At 59.3% G+C, this 24,080-nt stretch carries 23 protein-coding genes and 2 pseudogenes; 11 read left to right on the top strand and 14 right to left on the bottom strand.

Going from position 1 to position 24,080, the window contains the following annotated elements:
• Positions 1-266: 266 nt before the first annotated feature.
• The 3 genes from V1279_RS06555 (at position 267) to V1279_RS06545 (ending at position 2,938) form a co-directional block, all read left to right on the top strand.
• Positions 267-1,079, top strand: coding sequence for a hypothetical protein (locus tag V1279_RS06555; protein ID WP_334433635.1), 813 nt, complete (start codon positions 267-269; stop codon positions 1,077-1,079).
• 323 nt (positions 1,080-1,402) lie between these two features.
• Positions 1,403-2,197, top strand: coding sequence for an FkbM family methyltransferase (locus V1279_RS06550; protein ID WP_334433634.1), 795 nt, complete (start codon positions 1,403-1,405; stop codon positions 2,195-2,197).
• Positions 2,198-2,656: 459 nt separating this feature from the next.
• Positions 2,657-2,938, top strand: a complete 282-nt coding sequence (locus tag V1279_RS06545) for a hypothetical protein (protein WP_334433633.1) — start codon at positions 2,657-2,659, stop codon at positions 2,936-2,938.
• A gap of 1 nt (position 2,939) precedes the next feature.
• On the opposite strand, the gene V1279_RS06540 is transcribed toward V1279_RS06545, so the two are convergent.
• Positions 2,940-3,194, bottom strand: a complete 255-nt coding sequence (locus V1279_RS06540) for a hypothetical protein (RefSeq protein WP_334433632.1) — start codon at positions 3,192-3,194, stop codon at positions 2,940-2,942.
• Between the two features lie 311 nt (positions 3,195-3,505).
• Here V1279_RS06540 and V1279_RS06535 point away from each other — a divergent pair, with 311 nt between their 5' ends.
• Positions 3,506-4,198: a PEP-CTERM sorting domain-containing protein gene (locus V1279_RS06535; RefSeq protein ID WP_334433631.1), complete on the top strand. Its 693-nt coding sequence runs from the start codon at positions 3,506-3,508 to the stop codon at positions 4,196-4,198.
• A 180-nt stretch (positions 4,199-4,378) separates the two neighbouring features.
• Here the strand turns inward: V1279_RS06535 and tnpC are convergent, their stop codons facing one another.
• The 5 genes and pseudogenes from tnpC to gspG form a co-directional block, all read right to left on the bottom strand.
• Positions 4,379-5,902, bottom strand: coding sequence for an IS66 family transposase (gene tnpC / locus V1279_RS06530; protein WP_334433630.1), 1,524 nt, complete (start codon positions 5,900-5,902; stop codon positions 4,379-4,381).
• Positions 5,903-5,982: 80 nt separating this feature from the next.
• Entirely contained in the window at positions 5,983-6,339 is a 357-nt protein-coding gene (gene tnpB / locus V1279_RS06525) for an IS66 family insertion sequence element accessory protein TnpB (protein ID WP_334433629.1), read from the bottom strand.
• Positions 6,336-6,731: an IS66-like element accessory protein TnpA gene (gene tnpA / locus V1279_RS06520; RefSeq protein WP_334433628.1), complete on the bottom strand. Its 396-nt coding sequence runs from the start codon at positions 6,729-6,731 to the stop codon at positions 6,336-6,338. Before tnpA ends, tnpB begins: the two co-directional genes overlap by 4 nt.
• 861 nt (positions 6,732-7,592) lie before the next feature.
• Positions 7,593-7,694: pseudogene (locus tag V1279_RS37760) on the bottom strand (PEPxxWA-CTERM sorting domain-containing protein); the annotation flags it as partial.
• Between the two features lie 981 nt (positions 7,695-8,675).
• Positions 8,676-9,170 carry a type II secretion system major pseudopilin GspG gene (gspG, locus tag V1279_RS06510; RefSeq protein WP_334433626.1) on the bottom strand — a complete coding sequence of 165 codons (495 nt, stop codon included), beginning with the start codon at positions 9,168-9,170 and terminating at the stop codon, positions 8,676-8,678.
• A 296-nt stretch (positions 9,171-9,466) separates the two neighbouring features.
• Between gspG and V1279_RS06505 the strand changes: the two genes are divergently transcribed.
• Positions 9,467-12,577: an efflux RND transporter permease subunit gene (locus tag V1279_RS06505; protein ID WP_334433625.1), complete on the top strand. Its 3,111-nt coding sequence runs from the start codon at positions 9,467-9,469 to the stop codon at positions 12,575-12,577.
• 479 nt (positions 12,578-13,056) lie between these two features.
• Here the strand turns inward: V1279_RS06505 and V1279_RS06500 are convergent, their stop codons facing one another.
• Positions 13,057-14,058 (bottom strand): acyltransferase family protein, encoded by a 1,002-nt coding sequence (locus V1279_RS06500; RefSeq protein WP_334433624.1) that lies wholly within the window; start codon positions 14,056-14,058, stop codon positions 13,057-13,059.
• Between the two features lie 185 nt (positions 14,059-14,243).
• On the opposite strand from V1279_RS06500, the gene V1279_RS06495 reads away from it, so the two are divergent.
• The 4 genes from V1279_RS06495 (at position 14,244) to V1279_RS06480 (ending at position 17,769) form a co-directional block, all read left to right on the top strand.
• Positions 14,244-15,227, top strand: coding sequence for a glycosyltransferase family 2 protein (locus V1279_RS06495; protein WP_334433623.1), 984 nt, complete (start codon positions 14,244-14,246; stop codon positions 15,225-15,227).
• A 28-nt stretch (positions 15,228-15,255) separates the two neighbouring features.
• Positions 15,256-15,750, top strand: a complete 495-nt coding sequence (locus V1279_RS06490; protein ID WP_334433622.1) for a hypothetical protein — start codon at positions 15,256-15,258, stop codon at positions 15,748-15,750.
• A 51-nt stretch (positions 15,751-15,801) separates the two neighbouring features.
• Positions 15,802-17,334, top strand: coding sequence for a hypothetical protein (locus V1279_RS06485; protein ID WP_334433621.1), 1,533 nt, complete (start codon positions 15,802-15,804; stop codon positions 17,332-17,334).
• Positions 17,335-17,604: 270 nt separating this feature from the next.
• The gene (locus V1279_RS06480; protein ID WP_334433620.1) at positions 17,605-17,769 is read left to right on the top strand and encodes a hypothetical protein; all 165 of its coding nucleotides are present in this window, start codon (positions 17,605-17,607) and stop codon (positions 17,767-17,769) included.
• Positions 17,770-17,920: 151 nt separating this feature from the next.
• Here V1279_RS06480 and V1279_RS06475 read toward each other — a convergent pair whose 3' ends face one another.
• Positions 17,921-18,226 (bottom strand): hypothetical protein, encoded by a 306-nt coding sequence (locus V1279_RS06475; RefSeq protein ID WP_334433619.1) that lies wholly within the window; start codon positions 18,224-18,226, stop codon positions 17,921-17,923.
• Positions 18,227-18,486: 260 nt separating this feature from the next.
• Here V1279_RS06475 and V1279_RS06470 point away from each other — a divergent pair, with 260 nt between their 5' ends.
• Both V1279_RS06470 and V1279_RS37755 read left to right on the top strand, forming a co-directional pair.
• The gene (locus tag V1279_RS06470; RefSeq protein WP_334433618.1) at positions 18,487-18,903 is read left to right on the top strand and encodes a VanZ family protein; all 417 of its coding nucleotides are present in this window, start codon (positions 18,487-18,489) and stop codon (positions 18,901-18,903) included.
• A gap of 736 nt (positions 18,904-19,639) precedes the next feature.
• Positions 19,640-19,741, top strand: a pseudogene (locus tag V1279_RS37755) (PEPxxWA-CTERM sorting domain-containing protein); the annotation flags it as partial.
• 105 nt (positions 19,742-19,846) lie between these two features.
• Here the strand turns inward: V1279_RS37755 and V1279_RS06460 are convergent.
• From V1279_RS06460 to V1279_RS06435, 6 genes are all read right to left on the bottom strand, one after another.
• Positions 19,847-20,467, bottom strand: coding sequence for an A24 family peptidase (locus V1279_RS06460; RefSeq protein WP_334433616.1), 621 nt, complete (start codon positions 20,465-20,467; stop codon positions 19,847-19,849).
• Positions 20,464-21,066, bottom strand: coding sequence for a hypothetical protein (locus V1279_RS06455; RefSeq protein WP_334433615.1), 603 nt, complete (start codon positions 21,064-21,066; stop codon positions 20,464-20,466). The genes V1279_RS06460 and V1279_RS06455 overlap by 4 nt, the downstream gene beginning before the upstream one ends.
• A complete protein-coding gene (gspM, locus tag V1279_RS06450; protein ID WP_334433614.1) occupies positions 21,063-21,674 on the bottom strand; it encodes a type II secretion system protein GspM in 612 nt (203 codons plus the stop codon). The genes V1279_RS06455 and gspM overlap by 4 nt, the downstream gene beginning before the upstream one ends.
• On the bottom strand, positions 21,671-22,780 hold the full coding sequence (locus V1279_RS06445; RefSeq protein ID WP_334446237.1) for a PilN domain-containing protein: 1,110 nt from the start codon (positions 22,778-22,780) through the stop codon (positions 21,671-21,673). Before V1279_RS06445 ends, gspM begins: the two co-directional genes overlap by 4 nt.
• Positions 22,781-23,015: 235 nt before the next feature.
• Positions 23,016-23,660 (bottom strand): prepilin-type N-terminal cleavage/methylation domain-containing protein, encoded by a 645-nt coding sequence (locus tag V1279_RS06440; protein WP_334433613.1) that lies wholly within the window; start codon positions 23,658-23,660, stop codon positions 23,016-23,018.
• Positions 23,657-24,079 carry a type IV pilus modification PilV family protein gene (locus V1279_RS06435; RefSeq protein ID WP_334433612.1) on the bottom strand — a complete coding sequence of 141 codons (423 nt, stop codon included), beginning with the start codon at positions 24,077-24,079 and terminating at the stop codon, positions 23,657-23,659. Before V1279_RS06435 ends, V1279_RS06440 begins: the two co-directional genes overlap by 4 nt.
• Position 24,080 lies beyond the last annotated feature (1 nt).

Here is a 24,080-nt window from a genome sequence, read left to right as displayed (position 1 = left end):
GAACTCCATTTCCATTTGACGATATAGGCATCAGAGATGCCGAAGAAGACCACCGGATTAGGTAGACGATAGTTAATTGCGCGCTTCGCTATATCGACACGCCAACACGCTATGCTTGTCGATGGTTCGTCCGTGGTCTCCCGCTCTCTCTGAGACAGCCGTTAACAATCCCCTCGGAACCGCGTTGATAAGGGGTAGCAATGTGGGGTAGCGTGCTGGGATAATGGTCTTTGTATTTTGCCATTGCGGTATAGATATCGACCGCCATGGTCATTTTCGCTGTGACAGCTCTAGGCAAAAGGAACGATGGGCGGCGCCATGAATATCTGAGCGGATTGATCGCGATGCTCATTATGCCGACCGTGGCCTATTTTCCATTTATAAATCTTGCGGCCGAGGTAACGAAAGTGATTTCAAAATATGTAATCAATCTTCCCTCACGACTGGACCGGCGGGTCGAAATGGAAGAACAGTTGCACCGCGTAGGTTGGCACGCTCAGTTTTCCAGCGCGATCAGACCCGACAGCACAGCAGGCTTCCCTTCCATTGGCGCACACGGCTGCTACCTAAGCCATCTGGCGACGTTGAAGCGTGGGTACATCAACAAAGAACACGTCCTCGTCATGGAAGACGACTTGAATTTTGCGCCGGACTTTATTCGTCTTTGGGATCGCGCCTATGGAGAATTGGAGACCCAAGATTGGGATTTGTTTTATCCCGCGCACTACCTGCAAAACCAACCTGAAGGGCTGCTAACGATCGCCCCTGACTTGGGCGTAATGTGCACTCACTTCTATATGGTCCACAAAGACACGGTTTCCAAAATTATCGAAGAACTCGAAACTATCCTTGCCCGTCCTCCAGGGCACCCGGACGGTGCGCCCATGCACATTGACGGGGCGTACTCCACCATTCGAAAGCAAAACCCGCGGCTCAGGACCTTCGTTTTTACTCCCGCGCTAGGGAGACAAAGGCCGTCAAAGTCAAACATCTCTGACGAGAAGTTTTATGACCGGATTCCCGCGCTTAGCGCAGCTTTGACCGCGTTGCGGAAAATGAAGCGCAAAGCCATTGGCTAAGGATCAGCTGATCCCATAATTGTAATCTACATTCCCAGTCCATGACGAATATTTAGGTTTAACGTACATATCCCGGCAGAGCCGGATTAGTACGATCCATCCTTGAACGGGTCGAAACCCGACCTGCGGAGCCAAAATTCGCTGTCGGTTGGCGGAAGCTGATCTAATTGCCTGCGGCAGGCTCGCTAAGCTGGTAATTCGACGAAGAAATCACTGAGGGATTTGGCGCAACCCCAAAGGCAGTGAAGGGTGGCCATTTTCGGGCAATTGCGTGCTAGACTAGTGGCCTTTACGTCAGGGGCCGATTATATGCCGACCACATCATGAGCGTCTTGGACCGTATCCGCGTTAACCTTCAAGATATTTCCCAATTCGGCCCAGGGTTCCTGTGGCGCCACTCTCCTCGCCTCTCCGGCGCCAAGACGGCGTTGATCCGAATCAACGGCCAACCAATACACGTTCGGGCGGGCGAAAGTGACGTTGCCGCCGTTCGGCAGGTCTTTGGCTTTCGGCATTACGACATGGCAAACGGCGTTCCGGAAATAGATTACCGTGTCACAGCTCGATACAAGGCGATTTGCGATAGGGGCGGCGTTCCCGTGATTGTGGACGCTGGGGCCAACATCGGGGCCGCCGCCCTTTGGTTTAAACGTCGCTATCCCGCTTCGGCCGTTGTTGCGATCGAGCCCGATCCGGCCAACTATTCCGTGCTACGCATGAATGCCGACCTAACTGATGCCGTCACGCCTATTGAAGCAGCGATCGGATCGTCACCCGGTTTTGTGTCGGTCAAAAGTGAAGGCATGGGTTGGGCCACACAAACAGTCCGCGCCGAAAATGGCCTACGGATTATAACCATGCAGGAGGCATTTTCGACAATAAAGAACGGCGTTCCGTTCATCGCTAAGGTGGACATCGAGGGGTTCGAATCCGATCTATTTTCAGACAACACTGAATGGCTCGCAGAAACAACCGTCGTTCATATCGAACCACACGACTGGATGATGCCTGGAAAGGGCACCAGCCTGTCGTTCCAAAAGGCAATCGCAGCACATTCATACGAGCTGTTCCTAGCAAGCGAGATCATCACTTACGTGAGGCTGATCTCCGATGAATGATGAGGCAATAAGGTCCAGAGCGAAGACTCTAGATATTCCAATTCCTTCGACAATACCTTCTGCTTCGCGCCCTCTAAAAAAGGGAGAGACTTTATTCCACAAGTTGGTGTTACACGCGTTCTTGCTTTCGGCTCTTTAGGAATGGTGGCCGCGCGAAGCGGCGATTGCGGTCGATAAGGCGACCGTCTCGATCGACGGTCGAGACGAAGTACCATCTCGCTCAGAAATTCTACCACGCAGATTGCGCTTCTTCTCTCCGCGTATACACAAGCCAAACGGATCGCACTCTTGCCCTAGATGATTGTCGATCAGAGCAATATTTGTGTCAGGCATGGCACAAATTGGTTCAGCGCGGAGCGGCGCATTGCGCGCTCTTCCACACAGTCAGACAATCCCAGCTCTTCCACCTTCGATACAATCGCACTTCTAAAGAAGCCGCCACCTGCGATCGTATAGCTGATGTTCAAACCAGCCTTCGGTGCGCGCGATGGCAGCGAGTGTGTGAAAATGCCCTTGCTGGATCCAACGAGCGACGGTCGCCAGTCGAAGCTCGCCAGGCAGGTGACCCCATTCTGTTCCCAGAGTTGCCAGCCGGGCCGTTGCAATGATCTTGTCTTCAGGCACTCCGATTCGCAGCAACTGATTCCGCAAATGAGCCCCGACGACGAAAGCAACGTTGGCCCCGGCCATTTTCAGCCGATGGTCCGTCCCATAAACATCCAGGTCGCCATGAAGGGTTAGGCTATCCGAGATGTTTGACGCGGCTCCATCCTCGGGCCTGGATCTGTTGAATATAGTTTATTCCGGCCGCCAATCCGGACAGGCCGCCCAGCGCCCAAGCAACGTGAGCAGTGGCCGAAGGCGGAAATAAATAGTGCGTCTGCGCGATCGCCGTTTGCATTGTTGGTCCTTTCGTTTTCAGGGGAAGCAAACTGAAATCTACCGCTTCGTTGACCTGCCGTTGCCAGGAAATAGGTGGGTCTTTTTCACCAAACATGCCGAACTGGGCTTGAATCTTGGCTTCTGCCTTGTCCCTGCTGATTCACTGTTTAAACTCTAAGCTACTGATTTAACCGTCTGATTTTGCAGCAAATCAACCAGCACGAATTCCCTCAACGGACGCTACATATTTGATCCGGGCCCTGACTTCGCACCGAATGCGAACCTTTGGCTTGCCCTTCCGATAGCCTCGCGGTAGGTTGGCCCATAGTTAAATATTGGTTGAAACCATTCAAAAAAGGGTGCGCTGCAGTTGACATTGATATTTTGTTTAGTTAAATATTTAACAGTAGGTTTATGGAGGGTTTAATGAAAGCTAAGATATTTAATTTTGCGTTCTCGGTAGCAACTGGTTTGCTGCTCGCATGTGGTCCGACCCAGGCTGTAGAGCTTATTACCAATGGGGGATTTGAATCCGGCGATTTTTCGGGCTGGAACTTGTCAAGCCCTGTCGGAGACGACCACCCTCAGGTGGTTATCGCGTATAATCAAATCAGCAGCTATCCGACTGGGGCCTTTGGCGAAAGCGTTCCGAACCCGACGCCCTTGAATAATTACGGTGCATACTTCGTTGGCGACGCTAAGGCCGAGTTCATTTCTCAGTCAGTCGTTTTGGACCCGGGCAAACAATACCTAATAAGCTTCGAGGTATACTCGACCGACAACGGCAAGAAGAATCCGTTCGACGCCACCCTTCAGTCCTCAACGTCGAACACCGACCAGCTGTCGCCGCTTTTTAGCGCGCAAGCCTTGCCGACAGACTGGACGTTTTATTCTGCCATGTTCACGGCGGGAGCTGCTGGTCCCTACACGTTTGCTCTGAATTTTAACCCCAGCTTCCGCGGTTCGCCTGATTCGGATTTTGTGATCGACGATATTTCCATCAAGGCTGTGCCAGAGGCTTCGACCTGGGCTATGATGATCCTTGGTTTCCTTGGTGTTGGCTTCTTGGGGTACCGCCGCCGGAACGGGACCAACATGGTAAAGTTCCGTCTCTCCTAACTTCGGAAGAACAGCCCTCGTTAAAGAAGCCGCTCCATCCGGGCGGCTTCTTTTTTGTTTTGGCCAAGTTGAAGTCCCGGAATTTGCTGGACCGGATTGATAGAGAAACATTGGGCCGGGAAACTCAAGCTTAGCAAAAGAACACGTAAGGGATCGGGACCTTGAGCGTAAGCGTCGTTTTCAGGCCACGGCCCTGAGGTCTTGACGTTTGTAGGCCCACGGAAGCAGCTGGTCGATCTCGCTGTTTTGGTGACCGTTGGCGATCCTGGTGAGCACGTCGGTGAGGTAAGTGAGCGGATCGACGTCGTTCAGTTTGCAAGTTTCGATCAGTGACGCGATAGCGGCCCAATGCTCGGCGCCCCCGTCGGAGCCCGCGAACAGGGCATTTTTGCGGTTGAGCGCGATCGGGCGGATCGAGCGCTCGACGGCATTGTTGTCGAGCTCGATGCGGCCGTCGTCGATGAAGCGCGTCAGGCCCTCCCAACGCGAGAGCGCATAGCGGATGGCCTCCGCAAGCTTGCCCTTCTGACTGATCAGGGCGAGCTTTGCGCGCAGCCACTGCTCGAATGTGTCGGCGAGCGGTCGGCTTTTCTGCTGCCGGATGAGACGCCGCTCCTCGGCGCTGCGGCCACGGATGTCCTTCTCGATGGCATAAAATTCGGCAATTCGCTCGAGCGCTTCGCTCGCAATGGGCGCCGGGCCAGGGGTGGCGAGTTCATAGAAGTTGCGCCGCATGTGCGACCAGCAGAACGCAAGCTGGACGTCGCCGCGCTCGGCGAGCTTGCGGTAGCCGGCATAGCCGTCGACCTGCAGGATCCCCTTGAAGCCGTCGAGATGGGCGATCGGCCGCTCGGCCTTGCGGTCGGGTGCATAGACATAGACGACGCCCGGCGGATCGGCGCCGCCCCATGGCCGGTCGTCCGCGGCATAGGCCCAGAGCTGACCGGTCTTGGTGCGGCCGCGGCCGGGATCGAGCACCGGCAGCGTCGTCTCGTCGGCAAACAGTTTTGATCTCTGCCTGAGCTTGCCGAGCAGACGTTCGTGCAGCGGACGCAGGTGCCAGGCGGCCTGTCCCACCCAGTCCGCCAGCGTCGAACGATCGAGATCGATGCCCTGGCGGGCATAAATCTGCGCCTGCCGGTACAGCGGCAGGTGATCGGCATATTTGGAGACCAGAACCTGGGCGATGGTGGCCTCGGTCGGCAATCCGCCCTCGATCAGTCGGGCCGGAGCAGGCGCCTGCACGACACCGTCTTCGCACGATCGGCAGGCGTATTTGGGCCGCCGGGTGACGAGCCCCCGGAACTGCGCCGGCACCATGTCCAGCCGCTCGCTCCTGTCTTCGCCGATCCGGTGCAGATCGCCCCTGCAACAGGGGCAAGACTTGTCGTCGATATCGACGACGACTTCGATCCGCGGCAGATGCGCCGGCAGTGATCCACGATTGACCCTACGTTTGTGAGCCCGGGTTGCTCGCACATCAGGTGCGTTCGTGTCTTCCCTGGCTTCGCTGGAGGCTTCGACCTGCTCGACATCTTCAAGACCCAGCAGCATCTGCTCCTCGGGCAGCGTCTCCGCCCGACGGCCAAAGCGATGTCGCTGCAGCTCCTTGATGATCTGGCGCAGCCGCTCGCTCTCGTACCGCTCGGCAAGCAGCATCGCTTTCAGCGTATCGAGATCATCAGGCAATGCGTCGCTCGGCATGGTCAAATCAGATCATATTCGGCGGGGCTTTGCGACGATCCCGACAGCCCTGATTCACTTCGCCACAGCGCTGCCAACAACTATCCGGGCTGTGTCGGCGTTACCGTCTCCCGTGCCTCATGCACCCGCCGCCAGTCCAGCCCTTCCAGCAGCGCCGACAATTGCGCCGCCGACAGACGCATCACGCCGTCTTCGATCTTCGGCCAGCGGAAGATGCCGTCCTCCAACCGTTTGGCGAACAGGCACAGGCCCGTTCCATCCCAGAAGATCAGCTTGATCCGGTCCGCCCGCTTGGCCCGGAACACGTAGACTGCGCCCGAGAACGGATCGGCCAGCATGTGCTCGCGCACCAGTGTGGCCAATCCTTCGGCGCCCTTGCGGAAGTCGACCGGCCTGGTTGCCACCATCACCCGAACCGCACCCGTTGGACCGATCACCGGCTCGCCTTCAGCGCCTGGACGATGGCCGCAATCGTGTTTGCGTCCGCGCCGCGACCGGCCCTGATCGTAACGCCGTCAACCTCAACCTCGATCATCCCGACGTCGGGCTCGGACTTGCATCGCGGGGCTTTGCGCTGCGCGGGCGCCGAAGCGCGCACATCCACCACCGCTGGCACAAACTGCAATTCTTCCGCTTCAGAATCCTGGGCCGCAGCTTCCCTCAGTTGACGGCGCCAGCCAAACAACTGCTGCGGCGACAGCCCATGACGCCGGGCCACGGCACAGACCGACTCCCCGCCCGCTACAGTCTCCGCGACAATCCGCGCCTTGTCCTCGTCGCTCCACTTCCGCCGACGACCGGCTCCGGTGAAGACTTCCAGCCGCCGCACTGGCTCCGTGGTAGCACTACGCACTGTGTCCATTCTAAGCCTTACGGTTAAAACCAAACCGCAGACTCGCAGATCAGCGCATCATCCGGAAGGTGGCCGCAAAACATCGCTTACCCTTGAGCGTCTTGAGCCCTCGACCGAAGTCGTAAGCCGACCTGACCGTTTGTTCACGGCGCTTCGCTTTGGTGGTCCGATGATTGACGTCATTCCGTCATTCTCTACGCAGGTGGCTTGGAAAGCATCGGCCAGCCCGCCGTTTGCGATGGTCTCTCTGGTCCGCGAGCACGGGACCGCTGAGGCCAACGGTCCTTAATCTGGAAGGCCAGAATCGGCGGCACGGATGTCTCCGAGGCAGAGCGGCAAGGAGCTTGAGGAGCAGAGCGGGGCTGAGAAAGCTCCTGGCCGAGCAGATGCTTGGGTCCGCGCCCTTCGCGAACTCCCTTCAAAAATGGCGGGCCCGCCCAAGAATTCTGCAGTCTCGCAAGCTGTCACGAGCCTATCGGAACGGCAGGCCAGCTCTATCGCTCTATCTCGGCGCGGATAAGAAGATCCGTTACCGATCCAACCGCCGTCCAGACGCGACGCGCGGCCGGTTGTGCGATCTCGCCAACGAGCGAGGGCGTTTCGGCCACCCATAGCTGTTCGTCTTCCAGCGGCAGAAGGGACGTCGCGGATCTACCGACTTTGGCGAGGAAAAGGCTCACCGTCCACTTGGACGTGCAGACCCCGAGACTCAAACCGCTGCTGGATGAAAAATTCAGTCTAGACGTCAAAAACCCGATCAATTCTATTCTGGTCTTAAACTAGCAATAGCAAAAAAGACCGCCAGTGGCGGTCTCTGCGATTGCGATTTCGACATGGTCAGGCAGCAGTGGTCAGGGCCTTACGACGCCTGTAGGCTATGCAGCCAATGCCCATGAAGCCGAGGATCATCATCGCCCAAGTAGAGGGTTCAGGGACCGCGGCGGTCAAATTGAAAACAGGAGAAACGCCAACGCTCGAAAAATCTTCGGTGTAGCCGAGGGTAGGATAATAATAGACATTTACCGCATTGGTCGGACCAGACACAGAAAACGCAATTCCATTGTAATTCAGGACAGGATACGAGGAAGGAAAAATCAAATTGTCGTTGATACCTTGGTAGCCACCAGCGGCTATAATACCGATGATGGTTTCCCCATTCCAAAATCCCGCTATGGCAGTGGCAAGGAACACGCCGCCGCCTTGATCCGTCGCGGTGATTTGACCTGAAGCGGAAGTTAATCCGCTTGGGAAGTTCAGTGTATCGGATGTCGGAAAACTATAACTGAAGTTGAAAAGTGCCGCATGCGCGGCCCCAGGCAACAAAGCGATAGACATCGCTATTAACGCCAAAAAACCGGATATCTTCGATTTGAATTTCACGACATAGCCCCCAAGGAATGGGTTTAATGTACATGATTCGCATAATTAACCAAACCAACTAGCTGAACGCCGTACGTCAAGCACCCACTTGCTGTTTTCCGGCAGATCGCTCGCCTCGCCACGCCAACCCTTCACGACCAATGTTTCGATACGATATCCAACATCTCGCCGCGTGGCCCCTTTGAGCGGCAAAAGAATTGGATCCGCGAAACTGCTACCATTGTTCCGCTTCCCTTGTCAGGCATCGCGCAGCGAAATTGCAGCCTATCTGAGGTGCGTGGTGGCGCACGACAGCCCGCATGACTTTGCGTGCCTGCGTCGTGTGGACGATCCAGACTCGCTTGATCCACCAAGTGATGGCTGCGGCCAAGAGGACTGCGGACAGGACGATATTTGCCCTTTTTTGCATCGGAACGCCGCAAGTGTTGGGCACAGCGAAACGCTGGCCCATCCAACAACTCTCAGCGCAAAAAATATTGCTGCGCAGCGTCAGCCGCCACGGCATCTGTCGACTAAAGCAATCTCGCCTCCCCACTCAGGCTAGCTTCCTGAATTGCGGTACGACGACGATGACTGGGCTACAGACGCCGAGGTGGCCTTGCCGGTCGGCCCCAGCGAATAGACCTCGTACTGGCTATCGATGATGGCGTATTGATAGGGCCGCCCCCAGGGATCAAGCAGGTTCTTCGCCTTCTTCAGATACGGACCGTTCCAGCGCGGCGCCTCGGGAGGCGCTTCGACCAAGGCTTTTAAACCAGCGCTGGCGCTCGGATAGGCGCCATTTTCCATATAATAGAGTTCGAGCGCGGTCCCGATATTCTCGATCTGGAGCTGCACCGATTGGGTCTTGGCCTTGCCGAAATAACCCATCAGCTGCGGCGTAGCGATTGCCGTCAGGACCGCCAGGATACCCATTACGACCAGCAGTTCGAGCAGCGTATAGCCCGCATTTTTACGGTCGCGAAACCGCAAGGTCCCGCCCCGAAACAGCTTTCCGACACGGGGTCTCGCCCGGTCCAGTATCTTGGCCAACATCCTGATCGCCTCTGAATTCATCTTCGTGAATTTCCGCGAACGATACTGTTGGTCACTGGTGTTCAAAGGGTTTACGGATGGAACCCGCTGGGAAGACGGTCAACGTCAAGTAACGGTTATCGGGAAAGCTAATTATATTTGCGGAAGGGCTTATTCAGGGCCGCGGCCGTCTGGTAAATACCAACTTAAACTGACGCTGTCCGGGCCAACCATTTAATCCGGGATTCCGGCAGGTTCGAAAGACTGGAGCACCACATGCGGCGCCCGCTCCGCCGGCGCCATGGACGTGATTGAGCATGGCCTCGATTTCCGAGCCCTTCATCCGCCGGCCGGTCGGCACCACGCTGCTGGCGATCGGGCTCTTTCTGGTCGGCATGGTCGCGTATGTCTTCCTGCCGGTCTCGGCGGTGCCCAATGTCGATTTCCCGATGATCCGGGTGTTCGCCAATCGCCCCGGCGCGGATCCCGCCGTGATGGCGGCCACTGTCGCGGCGCCCCTGGAGCGGCGGCTCGGGCAGATTGCCGGCATTGAGCAGATCACCTCGACCAGTTCGCTCGGCACCACCAGCATCCAGTTGCAGTTCTCGATCGGCCGCAACATCGACCGCGCGGCGCGCGACGTCCAGGCCGCGATCAATGCGTCATTGGCGGACCTGCCGGGCGACCTGCCATCGCTGCCGCGATTCCGTAAAGCCAATCCCGCGGCGACGCCCATGTTCGTGCTGGCGCTGACATCGAAGACGCTGACGACCAGCGCGATGTATGATGTCGCCGACACCGTGATCGCGCAGCGTATCTCGCAGGTGCCTGGCGTCGGCGAAGTTTCCGTGAGCGGCGCCGACCAGCCGGCGGTGCGGATCGCGCTCAACCCGGTGGCGCTGTCGAATGCGGGAATCGCCACCGATGACATGCGGCTCGCCATCATCAACGCCAATCCGCTGGGCCCGGTAGGCATCTTCGACGGCGGCCGCCAGAGCGAGACGATTTCCACCAACCAGCAGATGCGCACCGCGGCCGAATTCCGCGACATCATCATCAAGAGCTCGGCCGGCAATTTCGTTCGCCTGGCCGACGTCGCCGAGATCGAGGACTCCGTCCGCAACCACCGCTCGATCGCCTGGTTCAACAAGCAGCCGGCGGTGCTGATCCAGATCACCAAGCAGGGCGACGCCAATGTAATCGAGACCGTTGACCGCATAAAAGCCTTGCTGCCGGAACTCAAACGATGGCTGCCCGCCGGCCTCGAGATTTCGACGCTGGTCGACCGCACCAACACCATCCGCGCCAGCGTGCTCGACATGCAGTTCACGCTGCTGGCGACCGCGTTCCTGGTGATGATGGTGGTGTTCGTCTTCCTGCGGCGGCTGACGCCGACCATTGCGGCCGGCGTCTCGGTGCCGCTGGCGCTGGCCGGCACCTGCGCCGGCATGTGGCTCGCCGGATTCTCGATCGACAATCTGTCGCTGATGGCGCTTGCGATCTCGGTCGGCTTCGTGGTCGACGACGCCATCGTCATGATCGAGAACATGCACCGCAATCTCGAGCACGGAATGGCACCGTATCCGGCCGCCTTGGAGGGCGCCAAACAGATCGGTTTTACCGTGCTCTCGATCAGCCTGTCCCTGATCGCGGCCTTTACCCCGCTGATCTTCATGGACGGGATCGCCGGCCGGCTGTTGCGTGAATTCTCGCTGACGCTGACCTTCGCCGTCATGGTATCGACCGTGGTCTCGCTCACGGTCACGCCGATGATCTGCGCACATTACATCAAGCAGGCCACCTTCGACCGCGCGACCTGGCTCGATCGCCTGGTCGAGGGCATGCTGTCGCGCATCGTCGCCTTCTATACCTGGACGCTGCGCGTGGTGCTGGGCTTCCCGTTCCTGACGCTGACCGTATTCTTTGCGACCATCGCGCTGACGGTGGTGCTCTATATCAAGATCCCGAAGGGCTATTTTCCGATCGACGACAGCGGCCTCATCGTCGGCGCCTCGCAAAGTTCATCGGACACCTCGTTCCAGTCCATGACCAGATTTCAGAAACAGCTCGAGGACGCCATTGAATCGGACGACGCCGTCGCGGGGGTCGGATCGATCCTTGGCAGCATGACGGCGAACCGGGGGCTGTTCTTCATCAGCCTCAAGCCGCCACAGGAAAGAGCCGGGCTGAGCACCCAACTCGTGATCGACCGGCTACGCAAGAAGCTCGAAACGATGCCGGGCGTACGGCTCTACATGTTTGCCGCTCAGGATGTTCGTGCCGGCGGACGTCAAAGCAGCTCCGACTACCAATACACGGTTACCAGCGTCCACATCGACCTTCTCAAGAAGTGGGCCCCCATCGTCGCCAAACGCATGGAAACGGTCGAGGGCATTGCTGACATTTCCACCGACCGCGACGCCGCCGGGCTGCAGCTCACGCTGACGATCGACCGCAACGCCGCCGCCACGCTTGGAGTCCGGGTCAAGGATATTGATGACGCCTTGAACAACGCGTTTGCGCAGCGGCAAATATCGATCGTCTATACCCAGCGCAACCAGTACATGGTGGTGCTGGAGATAGATCCGAAATTCCAGAGCGACCCTTCCAATCTGGAGCGCATCTACGTGGCGGGCGCCAACGATGCGCAGGTACCGCTGTCGGCCGTCGTTCGCTATGATCGCGGTCTGGCGTCGCTGGCGATCAATCACACCCAGTCGATCCCATCGGCCACGGTGTCGTTCAATCTGTTGCCCGACGTGCCGCTGGAGGTCGCGACCACAAACATCCAGCGCGCGGTCGAGGAGCTGCACATGCCGGAAGGCATCCGCGGCAGCTTCGATGGCAATGCCGGCGATTTCAACAAGACCAGCGGGCGGCAGCCGCTGCTGATCCTCGGCGCACTGGTTGCGATGTATATCGTGCTCGGCGTGCTCTACGAGAGCCTGGCGCACCCGATCACGATCATCTCGACATTGCCGTCCGCAGGGCTCGGCGCGCTGCTGGCACTGCAGGTGACCAATACGCCGCTGACGGTGATCGCCTTTGTCGGCATCATTCTGTTGATCGGCATCGTCAAGAAGAACGGCATCATGATGGTCGATTTCGCGCTCGATGCCGAGCGCAACCGCGGCCTGTCGTCGGCGGATGCGATCTTCGAGGCCTGCCGCGCCCGCTTCCGCCCCATCCTGATGACGACGATGGCGGCCTTGTTTGCCGGCATTCCGCTGGTCATTGCCACCGGCCCCGGCACCGAGCTGCGCCGGCCGCTCGGCATCACCATCATCGGCGGGCTGCTCGTGTCGCAGATCCTGACGCTGTACACGACGCCGGTGATCTACCTCCTCATCGACCGGCTGCGCCGAAAACTGCGATCCCGCGGCACGCTTGCGCCGATATCGACATCGTTTCCGTCGGCATTGCGATAGGCGGACTCCCGGTATGAAGAGGTTGGTCGCTTGCCGAGCCCCAGTTCGCACCGGGATTTGACGCCGCGGGGACCACGCCACCTTTCCGTCACCGGCACCACGGTCACGATCGGCGCGGATTCAACCGGCTTCGGGGCTTTCACCAGCGGAGGTTCTGGTACCTCTGGCTATAGCACTGCCGTAACAAACGGGATCATCTATGACGGCCATGGCAGCACCGGCTCACAGACCTTGAACCAGTTCCAGAATGCAGCCAAGGCAGCGGATGGGCATCCTCTACGGAACGCAGAAGGCTTTTCAGCGGTACGCCGCGGCGGGCGAGTTCCCGTCAGGCTATTTCTATTCGGGCCGTCCAACCAGTGGAGCAAATACGAATACCTCCACTCCACGCCCAGCCCACAAGTTGATCCGATGAGCCTGCTTAACAATCGCCTGCGCCGGAAGAGGCTGGTCGCCACGCCTTAGAAATATCTCCAACGCTACCAAACGTTGATCGCTGTCGCAAGGCCGGTCGCAATCATCGCGAGGCCGGCGACTAGCAGCATCGCGCCGCGTCGTTGCGTAAAGAACCTCTCTCTATTCTTCGCTATCCAGGAATCGATTAGCGCAAAATGGATCAAGCTAAAGCTTGATGAAATCAGGAAGGCTATTGCTACGGCGCTCCAATGCGGGAGACCGTACCGCACCAACGGGTTGATGGCGAATAGCCCAATCCAATGATTGAGATAGAAGGGGAATGAGGCCCCGCCGACGATTCGACCCAATCTCGTCTGACTGCCTTGCATCGAGCAGGCCGCGATGATCGAGACGGCGAGGAACGGTGCCCAAACTGGGTACGGAAAGGCTACAGCGATAACCAGTGCAGATGAAGCAGCGGCTATTGCAACGGATCGCTCTCTGCCAAAAATGGCCAGCAGGACGCCGAGAGCGATTGAAGCGAAGTCGTGAGGAAGCACAAAGTTGAGCACGACAAGGCCGGCGAGAATAGCCATCACGACCCATCGCCTCACAAGCATGATCAGCAATGGAGCGAGCAGATAGAATTGCTCCTCGACACATATCGACCAGAAGTGATTGCCCGTGCCGTGCAACGGCATGTGCTCACGCGCCGTCGCAAGTTGTGGCGGCCCGAACCAATTGTAAACGAAGGTCACCATGTAGACGAAGAACTCGAAAATCTTCGTGTCTTGCAAGCCTTGCTTTGCGGCCGTCGCAGCGAACAGGATACCGATCGCGACGGCGTAGGGAATCCAGATGCGAAACGATCGGTTGAAATAAAATCTCGGCAAGTCGTCAGGCTTCGATCGCAGTAGTATCCCGCCGATCAAATATCCACTGAGAGCGAAAAAGACCTGGACGCAGAAATTTCCGGCGTCGGCAGATATCAATGTGCCACTATGGGCGAAAAATATACCGATCGCTGCGATGGCGCGGATGTAGTCGAATAGCGGGTAATAATTCGTCTGCTCGGAACTGGACATCTAAAATCAGTGGAAATGAGGGGCGCACACTACCCCACCTCTCCACCCCCGCCAATCCCCCTTGAATGATTAATGCGCAGTTTGCTTATTAGGGCCCACATTAAACAAGGGCCCAAAGACGCCTTTTCTTTTCCGATCCGCAAGACTAATGATCGCCAATTGTTTGCACTAACTGGTCTCATACCGTGAAATTGCTCGTTGTTATCGTTAATTACCGCGTCACCCATCTTGCGATCGATTGCCTGCATTCGGTCGCAAAGGAGATCGCCAGCGTTCCCGGCATCCATGTCGCGATCTGCGAGAACGGATCGGGAGATGGTTCCGCCGAACTCATCCAGCGGGCGATCGACGACAACGGCTGGTCATCCTGGTGCACGCTCAAGGCTCTCGGCGTAAACCTCGGATTTACCGGCGGTAACAATGCGATCCTGCGGCCGGCGCTGGAATCGGCCGACAAGCCGCAATATTTTCTATTGCTCAATTCCGATACGATCGTCCGGCCGAACGCATTCAAGGCGCTCGTCGACTTCATGGACAACAATCCGAAAGTCGGCATCGCCGGCAGCCGGCTCGAAGAGCCCGACGGCACGCCGCAACGATCCGCGTTCCGCTTTCAATCGCCGCTAGGAGAGTTCGAGGGCAGCCTGAAACTTGGACTGGTCAGCAAGCTCTTGAGCCGCTGGGTAGTGGCCCCGCCTGTGGTCGATCATGCCTTCGAGACGGATTGGGTTTCCGGCGCCAGCATGATCATCCGGCGCGAGACCATGGAAGCGACGGGATTGCTCGACGAAGGCTATTTCACCTATTTCGATGACATCGACTATTGCTTCAATGCCAAAAAGCGAGGATGGCCGAGCTGGTATGTTCCGGCAAGCCGCGTGGTCCACCTCGTCGGTCAATCGACCGGCGTGAACAGCAAGCCCAAGCGCTTGCCGCCCTATCTCCTGGAAGCCCGCCGGCGCCACTTCCTGAAGAACTACGGCGCGTTCTACGCCGCGATGGTCGACGTTTGCAGAATCGCGGGCCTGTCGCTTTGGCGATTGCGGGTGCTTCTTACCGGAAAGGAAGACACCACTCCTCCGCAGCACCTTTCCGATTCAATCCGGCACAGCGTATTTTTTAAGGGGTTCAAGGTAACCGACGTCAAGAATCCGGCCTTGACCTTCTAGATTTTTCAAACCCGATCCGGGATTATTTATGCCCACCGACGCAGAGATTGATCGAAGCCTGGTAGAGTTTGCCCAAAAGATCGCGGCGATACCGAAGGGGATTGCGGACGAAGGTCGCCCCACAGAGCCGCCGCCAGACGCCTCCTCCACGGCCTCGCCAACCGCAACCGAGGTCGCAAGCCGAAGCCTGCCTCCCCCGCTTCCCACCGGCGAGCAACCCGATCCGGGCATTCGGCCGGCCGCGCCTGCAGGCGCAGGCGGCAAACAGGTCCGTCACACGGATGAAATCGCAAGCCTCATAATGAAGTCGCTGCGCACCATCGACGGTTGCCCCAATCGCGGATTTGTCGTTACGGTCTATGGGTCAAACCCATGGAATGCCATGCTGACAATACGGCCGGAAGCCGGTCCTCGTATTGACCGCGAGCTCTGGCGTTCCCGGGTGCACGACATCGGCGTGCACCTCAGAAACGATTTTGACGTGGCTGATACATCAACCATCTCGTCCAGCAGTTCGACGTAGTCACTCTGCAAGAGCTTGCGCCAGCGGAAAGCACGTCGGATACCCCTGGATATGGCAATCAGTTCAGCCAACAATACCTCGCCTTCCGGATCTGATCCGTTAGCTAAGCCATTCCACCTTCTGGGAATCGGTCCTTCCGCAACGGCCCCGGAGATTGAGGCCGCTCTCGCCCGGGCACGAGAAACGCGTATCGCGCCGGAAGAGAGCTTGACACAAGCATGTGCAAGTATTCTGGACCCAGCCCGGCGCCTGCCGGGCGAACTCTCCTATCCCCTCGGCAGCACGCCCGATCGCGTCGATCTCTTCTACGCCGAGCTGCCTGCCGACGCTTCCGACGAAGACATCCTGCAAACGTCGGCCCAGTTTGCACCGATCTCAAGAGCCAACTTCATTGCACGTTACGCGGCTCGCCGCGGCACATCGAGCGAACTGCTCGTTGCCTTGATTGACGCGCACAATTCCATCGATGCCATGGAAATCTATCAGGCCCTGCAGGCGCTCCGGCATCGCGCCGGCTGGGCTCCACCATCGCTAGCGAGCGTAAGGGATGGCTTGAACGATCTTCTCAACACACATTGCGTGGCCGTTATTGAAGCCTACGATCCGGTCGAAAGTGCCGCAGAACCGCTGCTGGAGGCCACTTGCCAGCTTCTTGCAACGCGTGAACAGCCACTCATCCAGACGCATTCCCTCCTGTTGGCAGCCTATCGGCGCGCCATTGGAGAGATGCGCTCCAACGCTGACCAGCAGGTCAACAATGCCTGCCAATTGCTCGAGCAACGACCGGAAGATGCGTCCTCGATTGAGGAACTGGCCGACGCGCTGTATCGCTGGGCCTCACTCTGCGAGCCCCTGCTATTGCTGGACGCGCACCAGGGCTTCACTGACCCGGAGATGAACGTCACCCCCGACCGCATATTTGGCCTGCTCGGCGATCTGAGCGCCCAGCACCATTACCTTAGGGCGCAGCAGGTCCTGGATCACGCGCTCGACGCTTTCGGATCAATTCCGGATGCGGCCGCGCGGCTCGCCGAAGTCAGAGAAATACTGCGCGATATGCAGCGCGCCGCTTCGAAGGGTATCGATCCGAACCCGAATCTTACGGTGCCTGCGGGAAACAGCGGCTTCCGTCACGTCAAAAAGGCCATGCTCGCGGCGGCGGCGCTGCTGGCCATGCTTGGACTTCTGGTTGCGTACTGGACGCTCGATCTTGGAGCAGCATTCTCCGTCGCCTCGGTACCTGATCCGCCTCACCCCAAAGCGGAGCCAGAGCTGCTTCCGCCGGTCGGCAAGGGCCAACGCTTTTCGCGAGAATATGTTCGTTACTGTCATTTTCAGGAAGAACGGCTGCGTGTGGTCAAGCAACAGGTCCGGGGCCCCGAAGACATCCGCGCCTATAACGCACTTGCAAATGACTACAATTCACGCTGCTCCGATTTCTTCTATCAGGACGACGATCTCCAGTTTGTGAAGGAAGAAGTCATCGCGAAGCGAAAGCTTCTCGAAGCCGACGCCGAGCGCATCCTTTCGATCTGGCCATGGCACAAGAATGCCGGTGAGGCACCGGCGGTATCGTCCAGATAAGCCGGTTTCCGAATGTGCCGCGTATTAGGGTTGATCGTTCAGCATCCGTTCAGCGATCGGACTGCCTTCTGCGAGACGGCGGCGATGGTTCGAGCATCCGGGATCGGCGGAGCATCGCGCAAGCGCCAGAGCCGAGGTTCCCGGTTTAACGTTTTGCGCGGGTATCAAGCTTAACGCGTGAGTTGCGTTGCGAACGACACGCGGGAAACTATGGTTGTTTTTGAGTTGCCGTATTCGGCCAAATTGATTGTATGAACGGTGGAGTATTTCGTGAAGCGACAGCGTTTGAGCAAACCAAAAGATATCCGGGAATTGCCGGCCGAGAAGTCGCTGAGCGACCGTTACGCAGAAGTGGTGCGGCTGCGCCAGGCCGTCTTCCGGACCCAGGCCGCGCTACGGGCACCGGCCGATGTCAACCGGCAGGTCTCGAAGTAACCTCATGCGGGTTGCCCGGTTCACCTACTTGTTTGCCATCGCCGCAGCCATGATCGGCTGGTCGTGGCTGCTTCTGCATAGCCTCGCCTGGGCATTTGACTTCTAGGCGCGTGGGCAGACGGGCGGGATCGCGCCGGATCGAACCTTGCGCTTAATCGCAGACTCTCACCGCTCTTTGCCGCCAACCCCTTACGGTCCATACCCGACGCAGCGCGTAGCACGCACCATCGCCGCGGTAGGCCCATGGACCGTACTCGGCATACTCGCCATAGCCGAACGGATAGTCGTAGCCGTCGTCAAATGGATGACCGTAGAGGCGCGCATAGCCGTACCCGCTCGGATAACCAATCCCGCGAAATCCCGGGGCGACGACAAACGCGCCGCCTGCGGCCGCGATCTCAGGGACGATTACAAGCGCCAGAGAAAGCGCAAACAAAGCTGAATGTGCCTTACGCATATTCCGGTGTCCTCGCGCTATCCCGCGGACTGGAATGCTGTGACGGAGCCGTGGCCAGGTGATCGATGAACTGGGCGCTGAATTCGGCAACCTTATCGAAAATCCGTTGGAGTTCGCCTAAGTGATCGGCCCGCAATCGATGGTTTCCCTTATCGGAAAGTTTACTCCCGGCGCTTGCGGAAAAGCCCGACAAGTCCCCCGCCATGTCGGGCCTGAGGTAAGGTTAAGGATCCTATTACCTCGAAAGAAGCTCTGGACCGGTGCAAAACCCCAAGATGAAGAGACGTATTACCCAGCTAGCCATTGCTGCGGCGTGGATCGCGGTCATCGCGATAGCCTACGCCACGCTGACGCATGTCGGCTTTGTCTATGCAATCTATTTCAAGCTCGCGCCGTATCTGATGCGGCCGGCGATGCAAACCTATGCTCATTTTGAGCACGTTATCGCATTTGCCTTCCTCGGCGCCCTCTTCGGCTTCGCCTATCCAAGACGCCCGATTCTCGTGTGCGTCATCGTTTTCGGCGCAGCGGCCCTGCTGGAGATCATGCAGACCATAACGCCGGATCGTCACGGCACATTGATCGATGCGCTCGAGAAAATGGCGGGCGGCGCGGCCGGCATCATATTTGCCCGGAGCGCCCAGCGGTTATGGTCTGCCAAGGATAAGCCATCCTGAGCTTAACAGGCCTTCGTAATTTAATTCCGATAGCTCGGTGACCAAACTGCTGGATTCCGCGATGCGGAAATGCCGCGGCCTCGATTTCACGTGTAACGGCTTGTTATCCCCAACCGAAGATTGACTCGAATTAAAGGAATGTGTTTAAGAGAAATACAACCAATAATAAATGGGGGGAATCATGCGGTTTTCGTCGCTGGGTTTGATCGGTCTGGGGACCGCTCTTGCGTTGACGTCGTTTGTCAGCAGCGCCTCGGCTGTCGTCACGTTTAATCAGGATCTGGCATCGGGCTGGACCCAGGGGAGCGGTACCAGCAACGGCCATTTCGCGGTCGATACGGAGGATAATGGGGTCGAACTCGGACTGCGCGCCTCTATCCGATTTGTCGGGCCGATCACGCCGACAGGAAATCTTTACATCGCGCCAGTGGGCAATTCGTCCGGCAAGGCGTTGTGGAATTTCGAGTTCTCGGTCAATCCCGGTTCGCTGGTGGGCACCCATTCGTTGCTGACCATCACCGGTCCCGGAGGGTCATTGGCGTTCAATCCGCAGCTAATACCAGATAATACCCCGATCGGCGGCCCGCTCTATCAGAACAGCGAAAACCTCGCTTTCGCATTTCTCGGAGGCCCACTGAATTTCAACCCCAATGCCTCCGGCATCTACACCTTCGATCTCAAGCTCTTCAGCGCAAACGACCAGCTACTGGGCGACGTGTCGATCCAGGTCAATGCCGTTCCTGAACCGTCAACCTGGGCGATGTTGATCCTTGGCTTCGCCGGCATCGGCTTCATGGCCTATCGCCGGAAGTCACGGCCGGCTGCGCTGGCCGCCTGACCCCAATTTTCGTTAGTGATGCGAAAGGCCGCCTTCGAGCGGCTTTTCTTTTGCGCTCATTGAGTTGAGATGCGCGAAGCGGGCAATCCTGAAAGCCACCCGGCTTTAAATCGGCTGCGGTCCCAAAACCCAGACCCACCAAAGGCCAATGGCAAGGTGAGGCCCAAATGAGATCGCCTGCTTGCCGTGCAGGTCATGTCCTTGCGTTCTCAGGATCAGCAGACTGACCAGGGCGGAGACCACGGCGATCAACAGCAGGCCGGGAATGCCTTCGGCGCCGATCCAAAGGGTGCCCGCCGCGACGAACTTCACGTCGCCGAAACCCAGGCCGTCATAACCCCGGAGCCAGCGATAGCCGGCGCGGAATAGGGACGCAGCAGCAAAGACCAGGGCAGCCTCCAATCCACGCGACCAGAAGTCGGCCGGGCCCCACAGCCAGGCCTGCAGCGCTCCGCCGGCGGCCAGCGCCAGAACCATGCTGTCCGGAATGATCCCGTAGCGGCCGTCAATGGCGCAAACAGCGGCCAGGAGAGCGACGAGGTAGCAGCCTGCGATGGCGGGCAGCGCCCAGCCGGGATCGCCTGCAAGGCCGATGGCGAGCCAGACCGCACCGGCTATCAAGGCCCACGCCACGACAACGTATGGCCGCCCTGGCGAGCGCCATGCCAGCGCTTCGCCAAAAAAACGGCCGGTACGGTCACCGGTCTTGCGGAGCGAGCGCATCATCTCCCGCTCGCATGAAGGGGAACGGTCAGCTTCTCGCCCTGCCCCTCCAACACCACGTGCTCGGGGGTCACCGAGGCGACGCGCCAGCCGTCGATTTGTCCATTGACCTGAACCCACACGCCCAGCGGACTTTGCGTCGTGACCAGGAACGCCTTCGCCACCCCGTCGCTCATGAACACCCCTTTGAGGGAGATCCCTGCGTCCAAGGTCGCCATCGGCGGGGGTGGCGCGGCGGCCGGCTCGGCCGCAACAAAACCCTGCCGGTTCCGTGAGAACAGCGGGCGCTGCACGATATTCTCAAAGCCTGCGGCGGCGCGCGCTTCGGAAGCCTTGGCGACCGGCCCGCTTCTGCCAAACCAGGTCGGGGCCGTGACCGTCGAAAGCTCAAGCGAAATCACCGCGCTCAGTGTCATCACACCAACAAGCGCGATCCAGGCCGCAAAACCCAAGATGAGAACGCGCGTCGCAGGCCGCAGCGCCGCCAATTCGCTCCGGCTGGGCAGGTCGGTCCGCCCGAGCATTGCGGCAAGCCTGGACGCCGCGAATTGCCGCGGTGAACCGGCCAGCCGAAGCTGCACCATTTGCGCCAACGACGTCATGGCATTCGCTCCGCCGGGGCCGATCCAGGGCCGGCTTGCCGGCCGCCCATGGCCGCCTCCCTTCCGGGTGGCTGCGAACCGTCGCGGATAGCGCCCTGAACCCTGAGTTCGGCCCTGATCGGACCGTCCTCCCCGTCCGCCAGGCTGCGGAACGAGGCCGAAGGGACGAACAATAGCGGCGTCTGGTTCTCGATCGTGAAGATCATGTCCCTGATAGCCTTCAGCGGCCCTTCGAGCTCTACGCTGACGGCAATCATGTGCAACGGCTGGGACCGGCCGCCCTGCAACCCGCGAATAGCGAGCAGATTGACACCGGCATTCGCCGCCATCGACTTCAGGCTGGCCTGCAGATCGGCGCTGGCGACGCGCTCTTCATTGCCGGGAAGGAAAGGATCGCCTGACCGCCCGACGCTGCCGGCCGACTTCTTTGCCGCGCGCGTCACGTTCTGAAAATGCGCAAGTTGCGCCGCATTATCCGAAATGTCTTCGCCCCTCGCAGCAAAGTGCGCCATGATCGGTGCAAGAAAGAAGATGACGACAAAGAGTATGGCGGCAGCATTGAAAGCCAGGAACGGCGTCCCGCGCGCCAATTTCAGATTCTGAATCATGGCGCGGCCCGGGATTTTGCGGTCACCCCACGCGCGCCACGCAGCTTGAACACGATGCTGAAGCGATCCTTGCGCTCGTTCGCATCCGGCGTAATCGCGGAAGTCAGGGTCGCGCCCGAAAATAGCGGCGACTGGTCGATGATGCGAACCAGACGTGCGGCATCCGCCGAAAATCCTGACAGCGTCACGGTGCCGTCGGCGATGCGGGTCTCGGTCAGAAAAGTATGATCGGGTAGAATACGCGACAGCTCATCCCACACGGCAAGGATGCCAGTCTCCGCCTTCATCGCGAACAAACGCGCCGCGGGATCCAGGCCGTCCCGACCGCTTTGAGCTGATAGCCGGGCCTCAACAACTGCCGTCTCCAGCGCGGCGGCAACGCTGGCCTGGCGCCATTCGAAGACGACGAGGCCTAGCAGGACGGCGCCGAGTGCGGCGACTGCCAGCAACCGGACCGCCCGCAGCGCCCACGCCGGATCTTCGTTACTGACGGCGCGGAACGTGATGACGGGTACGGCCTCACCGCCGGCGTCGGCCACCGCCAAACAGTCGACATCCCGCGACGCCAGAGCGAGCTCCGACAAAGCCGCCTCGGCGCGATCGCGCCTGATAATCCAGTGACACATCGGCACGACGCCGTCCGATTCCTGGCCCATTGCGGTCGCGGCATGCCAGATGTCCGAAAGCTGAAATGGCGTTCGCCGCAATATGTCCTGGTCAAGTATCCTGGGCAGGGCGCCAAAGGCCGCCTTGGGCACGCTCAACTCACGCAAAAAGAAAAGCTCGCGCGAAATCACCGGCGCCACGGTCGTCGCTTCCCGCGTCACGCCCTGCTGAGTGAGCCACTGCTCAAGTGCGGCCGCGTTGAAAAGCGGCAATGGAATCCGGATTTCCGCAGGACCTGTGGCGGACACCAGGCGGCATGTAACGCTGTGGCCGTCCCGCCAAAGCGTCACCTGCGGCTTCGTCTCGCCCTCGGCCCATTCGCGCCAGCGCGCCGGAACCGCGTCGCGCAAGCCCGACAGCCACCATTGCACAAAGCCCTTGCCCCACGCCGCGAGGACGTGGAGGCCACCGGCACGGACTGGCAGATCGGCGACAGGCATGATCGTCACTTGCGGGCATTCGATTCGAATGTACGAAGCCTATTTACTAATTCTTTACGAAGGGTAACGAGCGGGCGTTCAATGGCTGCTTGAAGTGCGTGTCGGCCAGCGCAGACCCCTTCGGGGGTACACCGCAGGGCCCAGACACAAAATCGCGAAAACAACCCCATGCAAAGTAGAATGGGCCCCGGCTCGCAGCACTCACGCCGCTTGCGTCCGGGGCACGAGTGTGGCTCTAGCCCTGGCGCAGCGCCACGATGGTGGCGGGCTCGTTACGCCGTTCGTCCTCAAATTCGATCCGGATCGAAACCAGATCCGGCAGCCGCTCGGGGCGAACCCAATCGGCGCGCCAGGCCGGCTTTACCTTCGGATCCGTGGTGCCGAAATACCCAATACGGATTTCACGCACGCCGCTAAGCACCACGACCCGGGTTGCGGCCGGTTCGAGGTTCTCCTTCGCGCGCGCCCCGTTAAGCGCCACGAACTCAGCGACGATATCGCCGCCGCTCCGCCGCAAGACGATCTTGTGCGGTCCGCCTCGCAACGACCGTCCCTCGCTCAACCCCACGAAGGAAACCACCTCGCCGCGACCATCGAATCCAATGGCGTCTTTTGGGCCTGGCCCGTCAGCCCGGACCGGGAGCGCTGATCCCACCAGCGCAGCGACGGTCTGGATCGCGGCACTGGTCTCACTTCCGATCTCGCTGGCGCGATCGGCGCCGAAAGCCTGCCGCGCCATCGACAATCCGCCGGCCAGAAAGCCCGTCAGGATCGCCAGGATGGCGAGCGACAACAGCAACTCGATCAGCGTCAACCCCTGCTCGCCCCTCCGCCGGGCAGCAACGCGAGAGATCAGCCGGCTGCGGACCGCGCGCGTCATTGTCTCGCCTCGGTCGCAAGCTTCAACGCCGCGAGCTTGGTGGCGATGCCGTCCGGCGTCTCAACGGCTACTTCAACCCAGAACGACTTCAAGGCGCCGTTTGCAGGCGCTGGCCGGCCGCCCTGCGGCGAACGCGTGTCACTGGCGGGACGAAGTTCCGTGACAGTCTGCCGCCACCGGAATTTGTTCGCGATCAAGCCTTCACGGTAGCCGGGCGCAAGCGCCTCGGAAATCCCTGCGGCTTCGAGACGCGACTGCGCAACGCGCAGCGCGGTGCGATTGACCTGCGTGCGCGCATCGGAACGCATCGCGACCACCACCCCGGTCGATATCGCACCGAGCCCCAGCGCCAGGATGACGAAGGCAACGAGGATTTCGATTAGCGCAAAACCTCGCTCGCCGTCACGCCTCGCCAACATT

It is taken from the genome of Bradyrhizobium sp. AZCC 1610 (assembly GCF_036924515.1).
Lineage (GTDB): Bacteria > Pseudomonadota > Alphaproteobacteria > Rhizobiales > Xanthobacteraceae > Bradyrhizobium.
The sequence above is the reverse complement of the archived record's forward strand: the minus strand, read 5'-3'. Positions and strand labels throughout refer to the sequence as shown.